Here is an 18,501-nt window from a genome sequence, read left to right on the forward strand (position 1 = left end):
CGCTACTCGCGGCCGACGGTGCCGGGCCCACCCGTGTGGGCCCGGCCGCTGCCGGGGCGCGCGGCGGCGCGCCCCGGTCCCTGCGGTGCGCTCAGGGCTGGAGCAGCACCTTGGTGGCGCGGCGCTCGTCCATGGCGGCGTAGCCCTCGGCGACCTGGTCCATCGGCAGGGTCAGGTCGAAGACCAGGCCCGGGTCGATGCGGCCGGCCAGCACGTGGTCGAGCAGCTCGGGCAGGTAGCGGCGCACGGGGGCCATGCCGCCGGCGAGGCCGACGTTGTGGGAGAACATCCGCCGGATCGGCAGCTCGACCCCGTGGGGCACGCCGACGAAGCCCACCGTCGAGCCGGGGCGGGCGACCGTGAAGGCGGTGCGCATGGCCTGGTCGGTGCCGACGCACTCCAGGACCGCGTCGGCGCCGACGCCCCCGGTGATCTCCATGACCTCGGCCTCGCCCTCCTCGCCGCGCGTGGCCACCACGTGGGTGGCGCCGAAGTCGCGGGCGATGCGCTGGCGCGACTCGTGGCGCGACATGACCACGACCTTCTCGGCGCCCATCATCGAGGCCGCGAGCACCCCGCACAGGCCGACGGCCCCGTCGCCCACGACCACGGCCGTGCCGCCCTCGGCGACGCCCGCGCTCACCGCGGCGTGCCAGCCGGTGGGCATGACGTCGGAGAGGGCCATCAGCGAGGGCACCAGGGCGGGATCGGGGCGGCCGTCGCCGAGCACGCCGTCGACGCGCACGAGGCTGCCGTCGGCGTGTCCGACGCGGGCCAGCTCGCCCTGGCCGCTCTGGGTGATGGAGAGGTCCACGCAGGCCGACTGCATGCCAGCGCGGCAGTGGGCGCAGGTGTTGTCGCAGTGGTCGAAGGGCACGACGACGAAGTCGCCGACGCGGACCTGGGAGACCGAGGAGCCGACCTCCTCGACGACGCCGATGCACTCGTGGCCGATGGTGGAGCCGGCCTTGATCGGGTTCTCGCCCCGGTAGGGCCACAGGTCGGAGCCGCAGATGCAGGCGGTGGTGACACGGACGACGGCGTCGGTGGGCTGCTCGACGCGCGCGTCGGGCACCTCCTCGAAGCGGATGTCGCGGGCAGCGTGGATGGTGGTGGCCTTCATGGTGCCGATCCTGGCACGCCCTCCCCGACCGCCCGGACCGGCCCGACACGCGCGGGGCACGGAGGATGCGGTGCTATCTCACATGTGAGTTACCGTGGACGGCATGAGCGAGGGATACAAGGGTCGGATCGGCAACCTCATCCGCGACGCCCGCAAGCACCGAGGCCTCACCCAGCACCAGCTGGCCGAGCTGCTCTCCACCAGCCAGAGCGCGATCAACCGCATCGAGAAGGGCCACCAGAACCTCTCCCTGGAGATGCTGGCCCGCATCGGCGCCGCGCTCGACTCCGAGATCGTGGCCCTCGGCGCCGGTCCGACGCACCTGCGCGTGAGCGGTCCGACCACGCTGACCGGCAACATCGAGGTGAAGACCTCCAAGAACGCCGGCGTCGCGCTGCTGTGCGCCTCGCTGCTCAACCGCGGGCGCACGACGCTGCGGAAGGTCGCCCGCATCGAGGAGGTCAACCGCCTGCTCGAGGTGCTCGGCAGCCTCGGGGTGCAGACCCGCTGGCTCAACGCCGACAACGACCTGGAGATCATCCCGCCCAAGGAGCTGCGCCTCGACGCGGTCGACGAGACCGCGGCGCGGCGTACGCGCTCGGTCATCATGTTCCTGGGTCCGCTGCTGCATCGTGCCGACGCCTTCGAGCTGCCCTACGCCGGCGGCTGCAACCTCGGCACGCGCACCGTCGAGCCGCACATGGCCGCGCTGCGTCCCTTCGGCCTCGAGGTCAAGGCGACCGACGGGATGTACCACGCCCAGGTCAACCGGGCCATCGAGCCGGGCCGCCCGATCGTGCTCACCGAGCGCGGCGACACCGTCACCGAGAACGCCCTCATGGCCGCCGCGCTGCACCCGGGCACCACGGTGATCCGCAACGCCTCGTCGAACTACATGGTCCAGGACCTCTGCTTCTACCTCCAGCGCCTCGGCGTCACCGTCGAGGGCGTCGGCACCACGACGCTCACCGTCACCGGCTGCGAGGTCATCGACGTCGACGTCGACTACGCCCCGGCCGAGGACCCGATCGAGGCCATGTCGCTGCTCGCCGCCGCGATCGTCACCAAGTCCTCGATCACGATCCAGCGCGTGCCGATCGAGTTCCTCGAGATCGAGCTGGCCACGCTGGAGGAGATGGGCTTCCGCTACGACCGCACCGAGGAGTACGTCGCGCGCAACGGCCACACCCGGCTGGTCGACCTCACCACCCACGCCTCCGACCTGCACGCGCCGCTGGACAAGATCCACCCGATGCCGTTCCCCGGCCTCAACATCGACAACTTGCCGTTCTTCGCGGTCATCGCGGCGGTGGCGACGGGTCAGACGCTGCTGCACGACTGGGTCTACGAGAACCGCGCGATCTACCTCACCGAGCTGACCAAGCTCGGCGCCTCGGTCAAGCTGCTCGACCCCCACCGCGTGATGATCGAGGGGCCGACGCACTTCTCCGGCACCGAGATCGTCTGCCCGCCCGCGCTGCGCCCTGCCGTGGTGATCCTGCTGGCGATGCTGGCCTCGAAGGGCACCTCCGTGCTGCGCTCGACCTACGTCATCCACCGCGGCTACGAGGACCTCGCCGAGCGCCTCAACACCCTCGGCGCCTCGATCGAGACCTTCCGCGACATCTGAGGCCGGGCCGCGCCCGGCGGCGGTTGCGGGTGTCACCAGCCGGCCGGTGAAACCCGCACCTGTCGGCCCACGCACGGGCCGACAAGTGCGGGTCCGGGCCGACAGCTCCCCCTCCCGCCGTACGACGGGCACGCGCGGCACACGTGCGCCCGCGGCCCCGGCAGGTGCGGCGACCGGGGTCAGCGACCCCGCCACACCGGGTCGCGGCGCTCCGCGAAGGCCTCGACGCCCTCGCGCGCGTCGTCGGAGAGCAGCACCGCCGAGGCCAGCTCGCCCTGCCGCTCGAAGGCCTCCGCGGGCGCCCAGCCCGGTGACTCGTCGACGACCCGCTTGCCCAGCGCGACGCTGAGCGGTGCGTTGCCGGCGATCCGCGCGGCCAGGGCGACGGCCTCCTCCAGGGCATCGCCCGGCGCCACGAGCCGGTTGACCAGGCCGAGGGCGTGAAGGCGCGGCGCGTCGACGGGCTCGCCCAGGAGCACCAGCTCCATGGCGACGTTGCGCGGCAGCCGCTCGCGGGCGCGCACCATGCCGCCGGCGGCGGCCACCAGTCCGCGTCGGGCCTCGGGCAGCCCGAAGGTCGCGTCCTGCGCGGCCACGACGAGGTCGGCGGCGAGCACGAGCTCGCAGCCCCCGGCGAGCGCCGCCCCCTCCACCGCCACCACGAGGGGCGTCGTGGGCGGTCGACCGGTCAGCCCGAGGGGCCCGCGCCCGGCGGTCACCGGCAGCTCGCCGCGGGCGGCGGCCCGCAGGTCCATGCCCGCGCAGAAGGTGCCACCCGCTCCGGTGAGCACGATGGCCCGCACCCCGGGGTCGGCCTCGGCGTCGTCGACGGCCTGCTCGAGGGCCTCGGCGGTGCGGGCGTCGACGGCGTTGCGCACCTCCGGGCGGTCGAGCGTGACGACCAGCACGGCACCGCGACGCTCGGTGCGCACCGGAGGGCGCGGCGCCGCGGGCAGCGGGGCCGGCGTCGAGCCCGGGCGCCCGGGGGCGGTCACCACGAGACGCTCCTCCCCGCTCCCGGTGCCGCTCCCGGTGCCGACGGCGACCTCGACCTCCGCGCCGAGCAGCACGTCGTCGAGCATCGCCGTGACGAGCGCGGGGTCCTCGCTGCGCACCAGCACCCGCTCCCCTGCCGGCGTCAGCAGGCTGGCCACGACGGCCTCGGGCTCGCCGGAGCGGTCGTAGGGCACCGTGGCGGCCTCCACGACGGCGGGTCCGGCGTAGGAGGCCAGCACGGGGCGCCGGGGCGGGCGGTCCACCACCGGGCGCAGGTGGGCGAAGGGGCGCTCGGGCGGGGTGGCGGAGTAGAGGCCGAGGGCGTGCTTGGTGGCGTACCAGCCCAGCGAGGTGCTGAGCCCGAGCGCCGCCGGGCGGGCCCGCAGCAGCGGCACCATGGTGGCGACGGCGTGGCTGCCGTAGTTGTTGCCGGGGCCGCCGGCGAAGGTGAGCCCGCCGGTCACCGTCAGGGGCCGGTCGGGGTCGTCGAGGGGCAGCCCCAGTGCATCGGCCCCGATCTCGACCGCGGAGGGGAAGCAGGCGTAGAGGTCGACCAGGTCGACGTCCTCGATCGAGGCGTTCGCGTGGGCCAGCGCGGCCGCGCCGATCGCGGCGATCGCGGGCGAGCGCGACAGGTCGTCGCGCTCGGAGACGAACCACTCGTCGTGGGCCGAGGCGCCCGCGTGCACGAAGACCCACCGCTCCTGCGGCACCCCGGCGGCCTCGGCGGCGGCGACGCTGGTCAGCACCGTGCCCGTGGCCAGGTCGACCTGCAGGTTGGCGCACAGCAGCTTGGTGTACGGCGCGCTGACCGCGCGGTTGTCGGGTGCGGGCGTGGCCAGGTCCTCCGCGGCGACCCGGTGCGGCGACCACGCGTAGGGGTTGGCCGCGGCGACGCCGGAGAAGCGCGACCACAGCCGCGTCACGTGCTTGAGGTGCTCGCCCGCGCTGCGACCCAGGCGCCGGCGCACCGCCGACTCCAGCAGGGCGTAGACGTAGACGGGCGCGCCGAGGCCCACCCCGGTCTCCGCCTCGGTGTTGGCGACGCGGTCGACCCCGACGGTGCGGGTGGGGGCGGTGCCCTCGGGCTGGCGGGGCCAGTCGAGCTCGATCCCCAGCGCCTGCGCCCGCGAGACCGTGGCGCCGGCCTCCGCGCCGGCGAGCAGCACGACGTGCGCGCGCCCCTCGGCCACGGCCTCGGCGGCGTCGTTGACGACCAGCTGGCCGCCGTCGCCGCCGAAGGGGCTCGACTGCACGGTCGCGACCGGGGTCGCGCCGACGCCGGCGGCCACGAGGGCGGCCTGGTCGGCGTAGGTCCACGACGCGCTCGGCACGGCGTAGACGTGGTCGGCGGCAGCGAGCAGGTCGAGCGCCGCGCCGGAGTCCTCGGCGGCCAGCCGCAGCGCCTCGACGGCCAGCGCGACGGGGTCGCGGTCGGGCCGAGCCACCGGGTCGGGGTCGCGCTGCACGACCTGGCCCACGCCCACGATCACCGGGGTGCTCGCCTCGAGCATCCGGCCCGAGGCCCGGTGGAGCACGGGGGCGGAGCCGACCCGCAGCCGCGGGCCCGCCGGTGCCGCGCCGCTGAGCGCCTCGGAGAGCGCCACCAGGGAGGAGGCGAGGGCGGCCTCGACGCTGCGGGTGGCGGTCGTGCCGACGGGGCCGCGCAGGGGTGCGCCGTCGAGACCGGCGTCGAGCCTCACCACGCTGCCGCCGTCGGTCGGCGCGACGCGCAGCCACAGCGCGAGGGTGATGCCCATCGGACCGGTGCCACGCAGGGCCAGGCCGTGCTCGTCGGCCGCCTCCACCCGCCAGCGCGCCTCGGCGGGGATGTCCATGAGCAGGATCTGCTGGCGCAGGGCGTCGCCCTCGGCCAGCACCTCCGGCACCTCGCCGCGGTAGGCGGCGTGCAGGGTCAGCCACGAGGCGAGCGCCCCGGTGGAGTGCATCAGCTCGACCACCGCTGCCGCGGGCGACGGCACCGACCGGGCCGCGCTGACGCGCCGCGCGAACCCGTCGAGCCCCTCGGGCGCGGGCATCGCGGCGTCGGGGTCGAGCACGCCGTGCTCGCCCGGCCCCGCGACCTCCTCCGGCCCGCTGCGCGCGGAGCCGGCCAGCCCCACCCGCGCGGCGAGGCCCTCGCCCACCCCGGCGGCCAGGCCCCGCACCAGCCCCGGGGTCCGCGCGAGCGACACCGCGCCCCGCGCCCCCGCCGTCGTACGCCGCACCGCGCGCACCACCCGGTCGGCGGGTGCCGGCGCGCGGCCGGGGGCGGCGGGTCGGGCGGGGTCGGTCGCCGCGGAGGGCTCGGGGTCCATGCCCACAACATACCGTCGGCCTGGACTGTTTGTGACCCTGGACCGTTAGCCTGGCCCGATGACCGCGACCCGCCCGTCACACCCGCGGCGCAGCCAGGCCGAGCGCAGCGCGGCCACCCGGACCCGTGTGCTCGACGCGACCGTGGCCTCGCTGCTCGAGAAGGGCCACGCCGCCACCACGCTGGCCGAGGTGCAGCAGCGCGCCGGGCTGGCCCGCGGCACGCTGCTGCACCACTTCCCCACCCGGGCGGCGCTGATGGTGGCGGTCGTCGAGGAGGTCGCCGCCCGGCGCCTCGGGGTGCTCGGTGAGCGGGCCGGCGCCGAGGCCCGCGCCAGCGCCCATGAGCGGACCGGCCCGCAGACCGGCCCGCAGACCGACACGCGGACCGACCCGCGGACCGGCTGGGACGCGGCGGTCGACCTCGTGCAGGCCGACCTGGCCGACCCCGTCTTCCTGGCCGTGCTGGAGCTGTGGGTCGCCGCACGCACCGACCCCGACCTCAGGTCGGTGCTGGGCCCGGTCGAGCGCCGGGTCTTCGCCACGGTGCACGCCACCGTGGCGGGGGTCGTCGGCGACGAGGACCCCCGCGTCGCGACCCTCGTGCAGTTCACCGTCGACCTGCTCACCGGCGCCGCGATGACCCGGCTCGTCGATCCCAGTGGCTCCGCGCAGGCGCGGGTCGTGGAGCGGTGGCGACGCGCCCTCCCCGTGCTCCTCGGCCGCGCCGACGCCGACACCTGGCTGTGACCCGCCCCCGACCGGTCCCCACCCGGGCCCGGCCGGCGCCCGACACGCGCGGCGGGCCCCGCCGCCCGCCGCTCCCCGGCGGCGGGCGCGGAGGTGCATACTCACGCCCGTGACCCGACGCCCGCGCCCCTCGGCCGCACCGCGGGCGTCGCGGGCCGACGCGGTGCCGGCGTACCTGCGGGAGGGCACCACGGGCGCCGGGCCGACCCGACCGGTGCTGGCCTTCGCCCACCGCGGCGGGGCCTTCCACCCCGAGATCGAGGGGCTGGAGAACACGCTGGCGGCCTTCCGCCACGCCGCCGACCTCGGCTACCGCTACCTCGAGACCGACGTGCACGTGACCCGTGACGGCGTCCTGCTGGCCTTCCACGACAGCGTGCTCGACCGGGTCAGCGACCAGCGCGGCGCGATCTCCTCGCTGAGCCTGGCCGAGGTCCGACGGGCCCGGGTCGGCGGCCGGGAGCAGGTGCCGACCCTGGCCGAGCTCTTCGACGCCCTGCCCGGGGCCCGCTTCAACGTCGACCTCAAGTCCGACGGCGCCGTCGAGGCGCTCGCCGACTTCGTGGCCGACCGGGGGGCGTGGGACCGGCTGCTGGTGGGCTCGTTCTCCCCGCGGCGGCTGGGCCGCTTCCGCCGCCTCACCGGCGGGCGCGTGGCCACGTCGGCCCACCCCGTGGAGGTGGCGGTGTGGCGGCTGTGCCCCAGCGCGCGCCTCGCCGACCTGCTCACCGGACGGCGGGTCGCCGCCCTCCAGGTGCCGCGGGAGCGGCGGTGGGGCCGCTGGCGGCTGCAGGTCGTGACCCGCTCCCTCGTGCGCCGGGCGCACGCGGCCGGCAAGCACGTGCACGTGTGGGTCGTCGACGACCCCGAGGAGATGACCGCGCTGCTCGACCTCGACGTCGACGGCCTGATGACCGACCGCACCGACGTCCTCCGCGAGGTCCTCGTGGCGGCGGGGCGGTGGAGGGAGCCCGCATGAGCACCGACCCCGAGCAGTCGACCGGCGCCCCGCGCGGCGTCGCCGACCTGCGCCCGCTGGAGCGGCGGCGCGAGCAACGGGCCTGGAGCTGGTACGACTGGGCCAACTCCGCCTTCTACACCTCGGTGCTGACGGTGCTCTTCGCGCCGTACATGATCACCGTCGCCGGCCGGGCCGCCGGCTGCCCCGACCCCGACGAGACCTGCAGCCGCACCGTCTCGCTGCTGGGGCTCGACCTGGCCGCCGGCTCGCTGCCGGCCTACCTGACGACCTTCGCCACCATCGCCAGCGCCTTCGTGCTGCCCGTGGTGGGGGCCTTCGTCGACGGCTCGGCGCACAAGAAGCGCCACATGGCCGGCTTCGCGTGGGCCGGCGCGCTCGCCGGGTCGCTGCTGTTCTTCATGGAGGGCGACGACTGGCAGCTCGGCGCGGTCGCCGTGGTGGCCGCGAGCATCCTCGGCGGCTGCTCGCTGGTGAGCTACTACGCGATCCTCGTCGACATCTCCACCGTCGAGGAGCGCGACCGGGTCTCCTCGCGCGGCTGGGCCTGGGGCTACCTCGGCGGAGGTCTGCTGCTCCTGCTCAACCTCGTCGTCGTGCTGGGCCACGACGCCTTCGGCATCGGCACCGAGCTCGCCGTGCGCCTCTCGATGCTCTCGGCGGCGCTGTGGTGGGCGGGCTTCACGATCGTGCCCTTCGTGCGGCTGCGCGACCACCAGCCCTCCCCCGAGGCGCCGTCGCGCGAGGGCTCCCTCGTGCAGCGCAGCTTCGGGCAGCTGTGGACCACGATGCGCGAGCTGCGCGGCTACCCGATGACCATGACCTTCCTGATCGCCTACCTCTTCTACAACGACGGCATCCAGACCGTCATCGCGAGCGCCTCGACCTACGGCTCCAAGCAGCTCGGGCTGAGCCAGACGGTGCTCATCGCGACCATCCTGATGATCCAGTTCGTCGCCTTCGGCGGTGCGCTGCTCTTCGGCCGGCTGGCCTCCACCCACGGGGCCTACCGGTGCCTGCTGTGGGGCACGGTCGGGTGGATGGCCATCGTCGTCGCCGCCATCGCCCTGCCCGCGGGCGACGTCGGGCTCTTCGTGCTCACCGGCGCCGCCATCGCGGTCGTCATGGGCGGCACCCAGGCGCTGTCGCGCTCGTTCTTCAGCCTGCTGATCCCCCGCGGCCGTGAGGGGGAGTACTTCGCGCTCTACAACGCCGCCGAGCGTGGCACCTCGTGGTTCGGCACGCTGCTCTTCGGCCTGGTCTTCCAGCTCACCGGCTCCTACCGCCCCGCCATCTTCGCCCTCCTGGTGTTCTTCCTGCTGGGCTTCCTGGTGCTGCTGCGCCTCGACCCCCGGCGCGGCATCGAGGAGGCCGGCAACACCGTGCCGGCCTCGCTGCTGCGGCGGTCGGCGGCCTGAGGGGCTCACCCGCCGCCCGGGCGCCGCATCCTGAGAGGCGACTGTGAATCCGCGGGGGTGAGCCGCGTCGCGGTGTTTTCCGGAATTGTCCGGACCTCAGTACCGTTGATCACTTCGTGAGACCGGCATCGCGACGGCCGCTGCGTTCCCGCGGCCCACGGCGACCGTGCCGTGCTTCGGCCTCACGTCAGACCACCCGGGGGACAAAGAACTGGAGGTGCCTCATGGCTGAGCGCACGTTGCGCGGAGCGCGACTCGGAGGACAGAGCTTCGAGGACGAGCGTGGCATCGAGTTCGCGGCCCGCCAGCAGGTCGGCTACCGCTGCCCGCAGGGTCACGGCTTCGAGATCACGATGTCGGTCGAGGCCGAGATCCCGGCGGTGTGGGAGTGCCCGCGCTGCGGCGCCGAGGCGCTGAGCACGTCGGGCATCGAGAAGGAGGTCAAGGCCGAGAAGCCGGTGCGCACCCACTGGGACATGCTGCTCGAGCGCCGCTCCGAGAAGGAGCTCGAGGACATCCTCAAGGAGCGCCTCGAGCTGCTGCGCGGCGGCGAGATCGGCCCGGCCCACCTCCACCGCGCCAACGCCAAGAAGCGCCAGGCCTCCGCCTGACGCCCGCGCGGGTCCGGCTCCGGCCGGACCCGCGACGCGGCGACTACTCGTCGTCGACGACCTCGCCCCGGACCACCGGCCCCTGCGGCCCCGGTCCGGGGCGTCGTGCGTCCGGGCGGGGTGCGCCCGGGAACCCACCCGGGAAGCCGCCGGGTCCGGCGGGTCCGCCGGCCACGCCACCCACCAGGCGGCGTGAGAGGAGCGTGGTGAGCACGCCGCGGAAGAGCGGGCGCGTGATCGGCAGGATGAGCAGGATGCCGAAGACGTCGGTCACGAAGCCCGGGCTCAGCATCAGCGTGCCGCCCAGCACGACCAGCCCGCCGTCGGCCAGCTCGCGCGCGGGCATGCGCCCGGCCTCCAGCGTGGCGCGCATCGCCCGCCACGCGCGCGCCCCCTCGCGGCGGATGAGCCACCCGCCGAGGATGCTGTCGAGCACCAGCAGCAGCACGGTCCAGCCCACGCCGATGACCTGGCCGACCTGGATCAGCACGTAGATCTCGACGATCGGCATCACCACGAAGGCGACCACGAGCAGCAGCGCCCAGGGCCGGCGCCGGCCGGCGCCCGCGCTGCCGGGTCGCCCGCCGGGCCGGGGCGCGCCGCCGGGCTGGCTCACGGGTGGCCCGCCCCGCTGCGCGCGCGGCGCGAGCGGCCCGACCCGGCGGTGCGGGCGCGGCGGCGGCGTACGGCCTCGGTCAGCTGGCGGCGCCGCTCGCGCAGGCCCCACTCGGTGACGCGCCGCAGCGACTCCGAGGCCACGGACCCGCTCATCTTGGAGTCGCCGCGCACGCGCTCGACGAACTCGATCGGCACCTCGCGCACCCGCAGGCCCGCCCGCAGCGTGCGGGCGGCGAGGTCGGTCTGGAAGACGTAGCCCGTCGAGGCGACCGTCGACAGGTCGATCTTCTCCAGGGTGGTGCGCCGGAAGACCCGGAAGCCGGCGGTGGCGTCGCGCACCGACATGCCCAGGAGCAGGCGCACGTAGAGGTTGCCCCCGCGCGAGAGCGCCTGGCGGTGCCACGGCCAGTTCACGACCGAGCCGCCGGGCACCCAGCGCGAGCCGATCACCAGGTCGGCCTGCTGGAGCGCGTCGAGCAGGGCGCCGAGCTGCTCGGGCTGGTGGGAGCCGTCGGCATCCATCTCGCCGATGACGTCGTAGCCGGCGCGCAGCGCGACGTCGAAGCCGTGCAGGTAGGCCGCTCCGAGGCCCTCCTTGGCGGTGCGGTGCACCACGCTGACGCGGGGGTCGGCCGCGGCCAGGCCGTCGGCGATGTCGCCGGTGCCGTCGGGCGACCCGTCGTCGACGACGAGCACGTCGACGTCGGGCTGCGCCCGGCGCAGCCGCCCGACGATCCAGGCGATGTTCTCGGCCTCGTCGTAGGTCGGGACGACCATGACGACGCGGCCGAGTCCGGCGATGCTCATGCGGGGCCTCGTTCGCTCGAGTGGCCGGCGAGCGCGGGCGCGCTCCCGGAGGTGCGGTGCGTGAGTGTGGGGCGACGACGATACGGGACGACGGCCGCCAGGAGTCCGAGGAGCGACGCCAGGATGCACAGCCGGGCCACCCACGGCCCGACCCTGACCCCCGGGGTGACGGTGCTGGTGAGCCCGACCTCCGAGACCAGCACGGCGGTGGTGCGGGGGTCGGCGGTCTCGACGACCTCGCCGGTCGGGGAGATCACCCCAGAGACGCCGTTGGTGGAGGCCACCACCGTCCAGCGCCCGGTCTCGATCGCCCGCAGCCGCGTGATCGCGAACTGCTGGTCGATCTGGTCGGTCTGGATGAAGGTGGCGTTGGAGGTCTGCACGGTGAGCAGCTCCCCGCCGCGGGTCACCTGGGCGTAGATGCCGTCGTCGTAGGCGATGTCGAAGCAGATGGCGTCGGCCACGCTCACCCCGGCGACCTCGAGCGGCTCCACCCGCGTGCCGGCCCGCATGTCGCGCTGGATGCGGGCCAGCTCGCCGAAGTTGACGTCGAGCAGCTGCCGGAAGGGGATGTACTCCCCGTAGGGCACCGGGTGCCACTTGGTGTAGCGCTCCCCCGCGCCGCTGACCGGGTCCCACACGATGCCCTGGTTGAGCACGTGGTCGGGGCCGTCGTCGACCAGCCCGCCGACCACGACCGGCACCCCGATCGCGCCGACCGCCCGCTCGATCCCGGTGCGCGTCGTGACGTCGCTGAAGGGGTCGACGGCCGTGGAGTTCTCCGGCCACAGCACGAAGTCGGGACGGGCCACCTCGCCGCGCGCGACGTCGGCGGCGAGGTCGACGGTGGCCTGCACGTGGTTCTCGGTCACCTGGCGGAAGTCGTAGAGCACGTCGTTGCCCAGCGGTCCGGGCACGTCGCCCTGCACGGCGGCGACCGTCGCGGTGCCCGGGGCCTCGTCGAGCTCGCGCGCCCCTGCGTCGTACGGCGCGAGCGCCGGCACCGCCAGCAGCGCGACCAGGCCCGCCAGTGCTCCGCCCGCCGCGAGCCGGGAGCGGCCGGTGGCCACCACGAGCCAGGCCAGCAGCGCCGAGCCGAGCGCGAGCAGCGCGCTCACGCCGACCATGCCGACCCACGGCAGCGAGGCTGCCACGGGGGTGTCGACGACCGCGAAGGCCAGCCGGCCCCAGGGCATGCCGCTGAAGGGCCAGCCGCTGCGCACGACCTCCGCGGCCACCCAGGCGGCGCCCGCCCACAGCGGCCAGGCGCCCCGTGTGCGCGGGGCTGTGGAGAGCCGTGCGACCGCGGCGCCGAGGGCGGCGTAGAAGAGCGCCTCCACCACCGACAGCGCGATCCAGGCGGGCACGGCCACGGCGCGCATCCACCAGATGTGCACCAGGTAGAAGGACAGCCCGAAGGCGAGGCCGACCACCAGCCCGCGCCGCGCCGACAGGCCGTGGGCGCAGACGAAGAAGGCGGCCACGGCCAGCGGCAGCACCGCCGGCACCGCGACCGGCTCGAAGGCGAGCGAGAGGGCGGCACCGGCGAGGAGGGCGCCCAGGCTCCGGATCAGCACGCGACCACGGTACGGGGCGTGCCCCGGCAGAGGTACGGAAGGATCCCGGCGCCCTTCGGTCCAGCCCGGGCGAGACCGGCTGCCGCGGCCGCGCTGTTGTCTAGGGGGACCAGGATCCTTCCGTGCCCACTCCCGCGGAGCGGACCGACCTCCGCGAACAGCGTCGGACAGGTGCGTGGCACCCACACCCTCCGACACGGCCACTCGGACGTCGGTCCGACTCCCGCGATCTGCGCGAGCGGACGGCACACGATGGCTTTCGGCGCGCTCGGGTGTCAACCGATCGCTGACCTGCGACGACGCGCGTCTGCGCAGGTCAGCGCGGGGCTCTGGATCGTGAAAATCCCTCAGAAATCTCGACCGGTCGCGGCGTGTCGCCGTCGACGCGCCGACCTGCTGTGGCAGTCGCACCGAGGAGGGCGCGGGCGAGGTCGACGTACTGCTCCGCGAGGTCGGGCAGCGCCGTCGGCCCGGCCGGGTCGAACCACCGCGCGACCCCGCTGCACATCTCCAGCAGGGCCCGGCGCGCCAGGGCCGGCGAGGTGACGTGGAACTGCCCGGCGTCGAGCCCGGCGTCGATGGTGGCGTGCCAGAGCGCCTCGTAGCGGTCGCGCAGCGCGACCACCTCCGCGCGCACCGGCCCGGTGAGCGCGGCGACCTCGCCGTCGACGACCCGGGTCTCCAGCGGGCGCTCGCCGTGGCTGCGCACGTGCATCCGCACCAGCGCGCACAGCCTCTCCCCCGGGTCGGACTCCCGGGCGGCCACGGCCTGCGCCTCGGCCAGCAGCCGCTCGAGGCTCTCGCGCATCAGGGCGCCGAGCAGCTCCTCCTTCGAGCCCATGTGGTGGTAGAGCGAGGCCGAGGAGAGCCCGGCGCGCTCGGCGAGCTGGCGGATCCCGGTGCCGTGGTAGCCGCGCTCGGCGAAGAGCTCGAAGGCGGCCTCGCGCACGCGCTGCGCGGTCGGGGCCGGCGCGGTCTCCGCGGCTCTCATCCGGCCTCCCGGTGGTGTAGCGTGCGACCCGATCGATCGATCGATCGATCGACGGAGTCCGAGACTAGCAGGAGGCCGCGCCGGTGAGCGTCGACTACACCTACGACGGCACGGTGGCCCAGCTCCACCTGGCCCGACCCGAGCGGCTCAACGCCGTCGTCCCCGCCCTCACCGACGCCCTCGCCGCCGGCCTGCGGCGTGCCGAGGCCGACGGGGCGCGCGCCGTGGTCCTGGCCGGGCGCGGCCGGGCCTTCTGCGCCGGCCACGACCTCAAGGAGCCCGAGCCGGTCGAGACCGTCCTGGAGACCCGGGCCCGGCTCGAGGCCATCCAGGACGTCACCCGGCTCGTGCGTCGCTTCCCCGGCCCGGTGGTGGCGGCCGTCCACGGCTACGCCCTGGGGGCGGGTGCGGAGTTCGCGCTGGCCTGCGACGTGGTCGTCGCCGCCGAGGACGCCGCCTTCGGCTTCCCCGAGGTCAGCGTCGGTCTCAGCGTCACCGGCGGGGTCTCGCGCCTGCTGCCGGTGCTCGTGGGCTGGGCCCGCGCCAAGGAGCTGCTGCTCCTGGGCGAGCGGGTCTCCGGCGCCGAGGCCGCCGCGATCGGCCTGGTCGCCCGCGCCGTGCCCCCGGGCCAGCACGAGGAGGTCGCCCTCGAGCTCGCGCGCCGCGTCGCCGCGCGGCCGCCGCTCTCGGTGAGCCTGGCCAAGCAGGTGCTCGACCTGGGCCTCGACGCCACGATCGAGGAGGCCATGGCCCGCGAGGTCGACCACGCCGTCCTCACCTCGCTCTCGGGCGAGGGCGAGGCCCCCCGCGAGGAGTTCGTCCGTGGCTGAGACCGCCGCGCCGGGCACGCCCCGGGAGGAGCCGCCGCTGGCAGGGGCCGACCTGCAGGACGCCAGCCTCGCCGACCTCGTCGTGCGGGCCGCGCGCCGCTGGCCCGACCGGCCGGCCTGGACCTTCGAGGACGCCGACGGCGGCCTCACCCGGCTCGACTTCGCCGCGGTCGAGGCCCGCACCGCCGCGTGGGCGCAGCAGCTGCGCGAGCGCGGCGTCGACCAGGGTGACCGCGTCGGCGTGCTGCTGGGCAACACCGCCGACTTCCCGACCGCGTGGCTGGCCCTGGCCCGGCTCGGCGCGGCGATGGTGCCGCTCAACGTCCGCTACCGCAGCGCCGACGCGGGCCACGTGCTCGCCGACGCCGGCGTGCGGCTGGTGCTGGCGTCCCCGGCGTACTCCGCGGTGCTGGCGGGCGTCGCGCCGGCCCCCGAGGTGCTCGACGTCGCCGACCTCGACGCCGGTGCCGCCACCGCGGCGCCCTTCGAGCAGCGGCCGGTCGACCCCGCCACGACCGCCAACGTGCAGTACACCTCCGGCACCACCGGTCGCCCCAAGGGCTGCCTGCTCCCCCACCGGTACTGGACGACCCTGGCCGGCTCGCTGACCACCGAGTTCCCCCACCTCACCGGCGACGACGTCATGCTCACCGCCCAGCCCTTCCACTACATCGACCCGCAGTGGAACGTCGCCGCCGCACTGATGGCCGGGGCGCACCTCGTGGCCCTCGACGGCTTCCACCCCTCCACCTTCTTCTCCCGCGTGCGCGCCCACGGGGTCACCTACTTCTACTGCCTGGCCTCGATGCCCGTGCTGCTGCTGCGCATGGACCCCGACCCCGCCGACCGCGACCACCGGGTGCGCGCGGTGCAGTGCTCGGCGATCCCGCCCGGTCGCCACGCCGAGATCGAGGAGCGGTGGGGGGTCGGCTGGCACGAGGCCTTCGGGATGACCGAGACCGGCGCCGACATCCGCGTCGGCGCCGAGGAGCACGACGCGCTGGTCGGCACCGGCTGCCTGGGCCGGCCCGCCGCCCACCGCGAGGTGCGCGTCGACGACGACGGGCAGCTGTGGCTGCGCGGGCCGGGGATGATGGACGGCTACCTCGGCCACCCCAGCCCCTTCGACCCCGACGGCTGGTTCCCCACCGGCGACCTGGCCCGCCTCGACGACGAGGGCCGCGTCTACCTCGCGGGCCGCATGAAGGACATGATCCGCCGCAGCGGGGAGAACGTCGCCGCCCACGAGGTCGAGGACGTGCTCCAGTCGCACCCCGAGGTGCGCCTGGCCGCCGTGCTCGGCGTGCCCGACGAGGTGCGCGGCGAGGAGGTCAAGGCCTACGTCGTGGCGCCCGGTCTCGGCGAGGACGCGCCCGAGGTGCTGCGCGCGTGGTGCGAGGAGCGGCTCGCGGCCTTCAAGGTGCCGCGCTACTGGGAGCTGCGCGCGTCGCTGCCGCTGACCGCCTCCCAGCGCGTCGAGAAGGCCGCGCTGCGCCGCGAGGCCGCCGCTGCCGGGACGGCGTCGTGAGCTCCGCGCTGCAGGCCGACGTCCTGCTCACCAACGCCCGGGTCCGCACCCTCACCGGCCCCGGTCGCGCCGACGTCGCCTCCCACCTCGCCCTGCTCCACGGTCGGGTGGTGGCCACCGAGGAGGTGCCCGCCCGGAGGGTCGTCGACCTCGGTGGCGCCGTCGTCGTGCCGGGCTTCCACGACGCCCACAACCACATGGCGTGGTACGGCCTCAGCCTGGCCGAGGTCGACCTGCGCCTGCCCGACCTCGAGGCGCTCTACGCCGCGGTCGCCGAGCGCGCCGCGACGCTCCCCGAGGGCGCGTGGGTGGTGGGAGCCGGCTACGACGAGAACAAGATCGGCGCCCACCCCGATCGCGACGCGCTCGACCGCGCCGCCGGCGGCCGACCGGTGTGGCTGCGCCACACCTCCGGCCACATGTGCGTGGTCAACACCCCGCTGCTCGCCGAGCTGGGGCTGGCCGACGCCGCCCGCGACGTGCCGGGCGGCCTGGTCGTGACCGACGCCGCCGGCCGGCCGACCGGGCTGCTGCAGGAGCAGGCGCAGCAGCTGCTCAACGCGCTGGTGCTGCCCTACCCCGTGGCCACGCTGGTCGACGCGATCGAGCGCGCCGGGCGGGTCTACCTCTCGCAGGGCATCACCTCGGTGGTCGAGGCCGGCGTGGGCGGCGGCTGGATCGGCAAGAGCCCGGTCGAGGTCGCGGCGTACCTCTCCGCGCGCGAGCAGGGCCGCCTGCCCGTGCGGGTGGAGCTGATGGTGGCCGCCGACGCGCTGCACCCGCTCACCGCGCACGTCGACGACGACATGCCGCTCGGCCTCGACCTGGGCGTGCGCACCGGCCTGGGCGACGACCGGCTGCGGCTCGGGCCGGTCAAGGTGTTCTCCGACGGCTCGCTGATCGGCCACACCGCCGCCATGTGCGAGGACTTCTCCGACACCCCCGGCGAGCGGGGCTACCTCCAGGACGACGCCGAGGCGCTGCGCAGTCGCATCCTCCAGGCCCACCGCTCGGGGTGGCGCGTGGCAGCCCACGCCATCGGCGACGCCGCCATCGACCTCGTCCTCGACGCCTACGCCGAGGCCCAGGAGCGCTGGCCGCGACCCGACGTGCGCCACCGCATCGAGCACTTCGGGGTCTCGCGGCCCGACCAGGTGCTGCGAGCCGCGGCGCTCGGGGTGGTGCCGGTGCCGCAGGGCCGCTTCGTCGGCGAGATCGGCGACGGCATGCTGCGGGCCCTCGGCCCGGAGCGCTCCGCGTGGGCCTACCGCCACCGCACCCTGCTCGACGCGGGGATCGTGGTGCCCGGCAGCTCCGACCGGCCCGTCGTCGACGGCGCCCCGCTGCTGGGCATGCACGACATGGTCAACCGCCTCACCGACGGCGGGCTGCCCTGCGGGCCCGAGGAGGCGGTGACCGGGCTCGAGGCGCTGGTGTCCTACACCTACGGCTCGGCCCACGCCTCCCGGGTGGAGACCAGCCGCGGCACCCTGGCGCCGGGCATGCTCGCCGACCTCGCCGTCCTGTCGGCCGACCCCGGCGACCCGACCGAGGTCGACCCCGCCCGGCTGCGCGAGGTCGAGGTGCGCGAGACGTGGCTCGGTGGCGAGCGGGTGTGGTCCGCGTGAGCGGCCGTCTGGTCGAGCTGTCGTCCCTGGGGGCGGCGGACGTCGAGGCGGTGCGCGCGATCTACGAGGGCGCCTTCCCCGACGAGCTGCTCGCCCCCTTCGAGGACCTCCTCGTCGACCGGATGCTCGTCTACCTCGCCGGGGAGGACGGTGTGGAGCGTGAGGACGGCCGGGGCGTGCCCGTCGGGCTCGCCCTCGTGCGCGACCTCGTCGACGCCGCGCCCGCCGGGCGCGGCGACACCGGCTGGACCTTCCTGCGCTACTTCGCCGCCGGGCGGCGCGGGCAGGGCATCGGCTCGGCGCTGTGGGCCGAGCTCACCGACCGGCTGCGCGCCGAGGGCCGCACCCGGCTGGTCTGGGACGTCGAGGACCCCGACGAGCCGGGTCTGGCGGCCCACCTGGTCGAGGAGCACCGCCGCCGCATCGTCTTCTACGAGCGCCTCGGCGGGCGGCTGCGACCGGTGCGCGACTACCTGCCGCCCCACGACGACGGCCACGCCCCGCGGCTGCTGCTCATGGACCAGCCCCTCCTCCCGCCCGGCGCCGGTCCGGAGGAGGTCGGCCTGCGGGAGCTGGTGGAGACCGTCTACGCGCTGCGCTACGGCGTGCCCGCCGACGACCCCGTCGTACGTCGGACCCTGGCGGCGAGCGGACTGGTCTAGAGGACGACGCCCTCAGCGCCGTGAGACCGGAGATCTT

At 75.4% G+C, this 18,501-nt stretch carries 15 protein-coding genes; 9 read left to right on the forward strand and 6 right to left on the reverse strand.

Annotated features, from left to right (window positions below):
- Positions 1 to 91: 91 nt before the first annotated feature.
- Entirely contained in the window at positions 92 to 1,123 is a 1,032-nt protein-coding gene (locus IR170_RS00665; RefSeq protein WP_193660837.1) for a zinc-dependent alcohol dehydrogenase family protein, read from the reverse strand.
- Between the two features lie 103 nt (positions 1,124 to 1,226).
- On the opposite strand from IR170_RS00665, the gene IR170_RS00670 reads away from it, so the two are divergent.
- The gene (locus tag IR170_RS00670) at positions 1,227 to 2,753 is read left to right on the forward strand and encodes a helix-turn-helix domain-containing protein (protein ID WP_193660838.1); all 1,527 of its coding nucleotides are present in this window, start codon (positions 1,227 to 1,229) and stop codon (positions 2,751 to 2,753) included.
- A 179-nt stretch (positions 2,754 to 2,932) separates the two neighbouring features.
- Here IR170_RS00670 and IR170_RS00675 read toward each other — a convergent pair whose 3' ends face one another.
- Positions 2,933 to 6,067 (reverse strand): crotonase/enoyl-CoA hydratase family protein, encoded by a 3,135-nt coding sequence (locus tag IR170_RS00675; protein ID WP_193660839.1) that lies wholly within the window; start codon positions 6,065 to 6,067, stop codon positions 2,933 to 2,935.
- A gap of 58 nt (positions 6,068 to 6,125) precedes the next feature.
- Here IR170_RS00675 and IR170_RS00680 point away from each other — a divergent pair, with 58 nt between their 5' ends.
- From IR170_RS00680 to IR170_RS00695, 4 genes are all read left to right on the forward strand, one after another.
- Complete coding sequence (locus IR170_RS00680) at positions 6,126 to 6,815, forward strand: TetR/AcrR family transcriptional regulator (RefSeq protein WP_193660840.1); 690 nt, start codon at positions 6,126 to 6,128, stop codon at positions 6,813 to 6,815.
- A gap of 109 nt (positions 6,816 to 6,924) precedes the next feature.
- On the forward strand, positions 6,925 to 7,794 hold the full coding sequence (locus IR170_RS00685; protein ID WP_319804837.1) for a glycerophosphodiester phosphodiesterase: 870 nt from the start codon (positions 6,925 to 6,927) through the stop codon (positions 7,792 to 7,794).
- Positions 7,791 to 9,212, forward strand: coding sequence for an MFS transporter (locus IR170_RS00690; RefSeq protein WP_193660841.1), 1,422 nt, complete (start codon positions 7,791 to 7,793; stop codon positions 9,210 to 9,212). Before IR170_RS00685 ends, IR170_RS00690 begins: the two co-directional genes overlap by 4 nt.
- 224 nt (positions 9,213 to 9,436) lie before the next feature.
- On the forward strand, positions 9,437 to 9,823 hold the full coding sequence (locus IR170_RS00695) for an RNA polymerase-binding protein RbpA (protein ID WP_056864435.1): 387 nt from the start codon (positions 9,437 to 9,439) through the stop codon (positions 9,821 to 9,823).
- 43 nt (positions 9,824 to 9,866) lie between these two features.
- Here IR170_RS00695 and IR170_RS00700 read toward each other — a convergent pair whose 3' ends face one another.
- From IR170_RS00700 to IR170_RS00715, 4 genes are all read right to left on the reverse strand, one after another.
- A complete protein-coding gene (locus IR170_RS00700) occupies positions 9,867 to 10,439 on the reverse strand; it encodes an FxsA family protein (RefSeq protein ID WP_319804838.1) in 573 nt (190 codons plus the stop codon).
- A complete protein-coding gene (locus IR170_RS00705; protein WP_193660842.1) occupies positions 10,436 to 11,248 on the reverse strand; it encodes a polyprenol monophosphomannose synthase in 813 nt (270 codons plus the stop codon). Before IR170_RS00705 ends, IR170_RS00700 begins: the two co-directional genes overlap by 4 nt.
- Positions 11,245 to 12,825 carry an apolipoprotein N-acyltransferase gene (lnt, locus tag IR170_RS00710; protein ID WP_193660843.1) on the reverse strand — a complete coding sequence of 527 codons (1,581 nt, stop codon included), beginning with the start codon at positions 12,823 to 12,825 and terminating at the stop codon, positions 11,245 to 11,247. The genes IR170_RS00705 and lnt overlap by 4 nt, the downstream gene beginning before the upstream one ends.
- 316 nt (positions 12,826 to 13,141) lie before the next feature.
- Positions 13,142 to 13,816: a TetR/AcrR family transcriptional regulator gene (locus IR170_RS00715; RefSeq protein ID WP_193660844.1), complete on the reverse strand. Its 675-nt coding sequence runs from the start codon at positions 13,814 to 13,816 to the stop codon at positions 13,142 to 13,144.
- 83 nt (positions 13,817 to 13,899) lie between these two features.
- Between IR170_RS00715 and IR170_RS00720 the strand changes: the two genes are divergently transcribed.
- From IR170_RS00720 to IR170_RS00735, 4 genes are read left to right on the forward strand one after another with little or no spacing between them, the layout of a single operon-like run.
- Positions 13,900 to 14,646 (forward strand): enoyl-CoA hydratase/isomerase family protein, encoded by a 747-nt coding sequence (locus IR170_RS00720; RefSeq protein WP_193660845.1) that lies wholly within the window; start codon positions 13,900 to 13,902, stop codon positions 14,644 to 14,646.
- Positions 14,639 to 16,174: an AMP-binding protein gene (locus IR170_RS00725; RefSeq protein ID WP_319804839.1), complete on the forward strand. Its 1,536-nt coding sequence runs from the start codon at positions 14,639 to 14,641 to the stop codon at positions 16,172 to 16,174. The genes IR170_RS00720 and IR170_RS00725 overlap by 8 nt, the downstream gene beginning before the upstream one ends.
- Positions 16,171 to 17,802 (forward strand): amidohydrolase, encoded by a 1,632-nt coding sequence (locus IR170_RS00730; protein WP_319804840.1) that lies wholly within the window; start codon positions 16,171 to 16,173, stop codon positions 17,800 to 17,802. The genes IR170_RS00725 and IR170_RS00730 overlap by 4 nt, the downstream gene beginning before the upstream one ends.
- The gene (locus IR170_RS00735; protein ID WP_193660846.1) at positions 17,799 to 18,464 is read left to right on the forward strand and encodes a GNAT family N-acetyltransferase; all 666 of its coding nucleotides are present in this window, start codon (positions 17,799 to 17,801) and stop codon (positions 18,462 to 18,464) included. Before IR170_RS00730 ends, IR170_RS00735 begins: the two co-directional genes overlap by 4 nt.
- The last annotated feature ends 37 nt before the right edge of the window (positions 18,465 to 18,501 follow it).

Origin of the sequence: Nocardioides kribbensis (assembly GCF_015070375.1) — a bacterium.
GTDB lineage: Bacteria > Actinomycetota > Actinomycetes > Propionibacteriales > Nocardioidaceae > Nocardioides > Nocardioides kribbensis.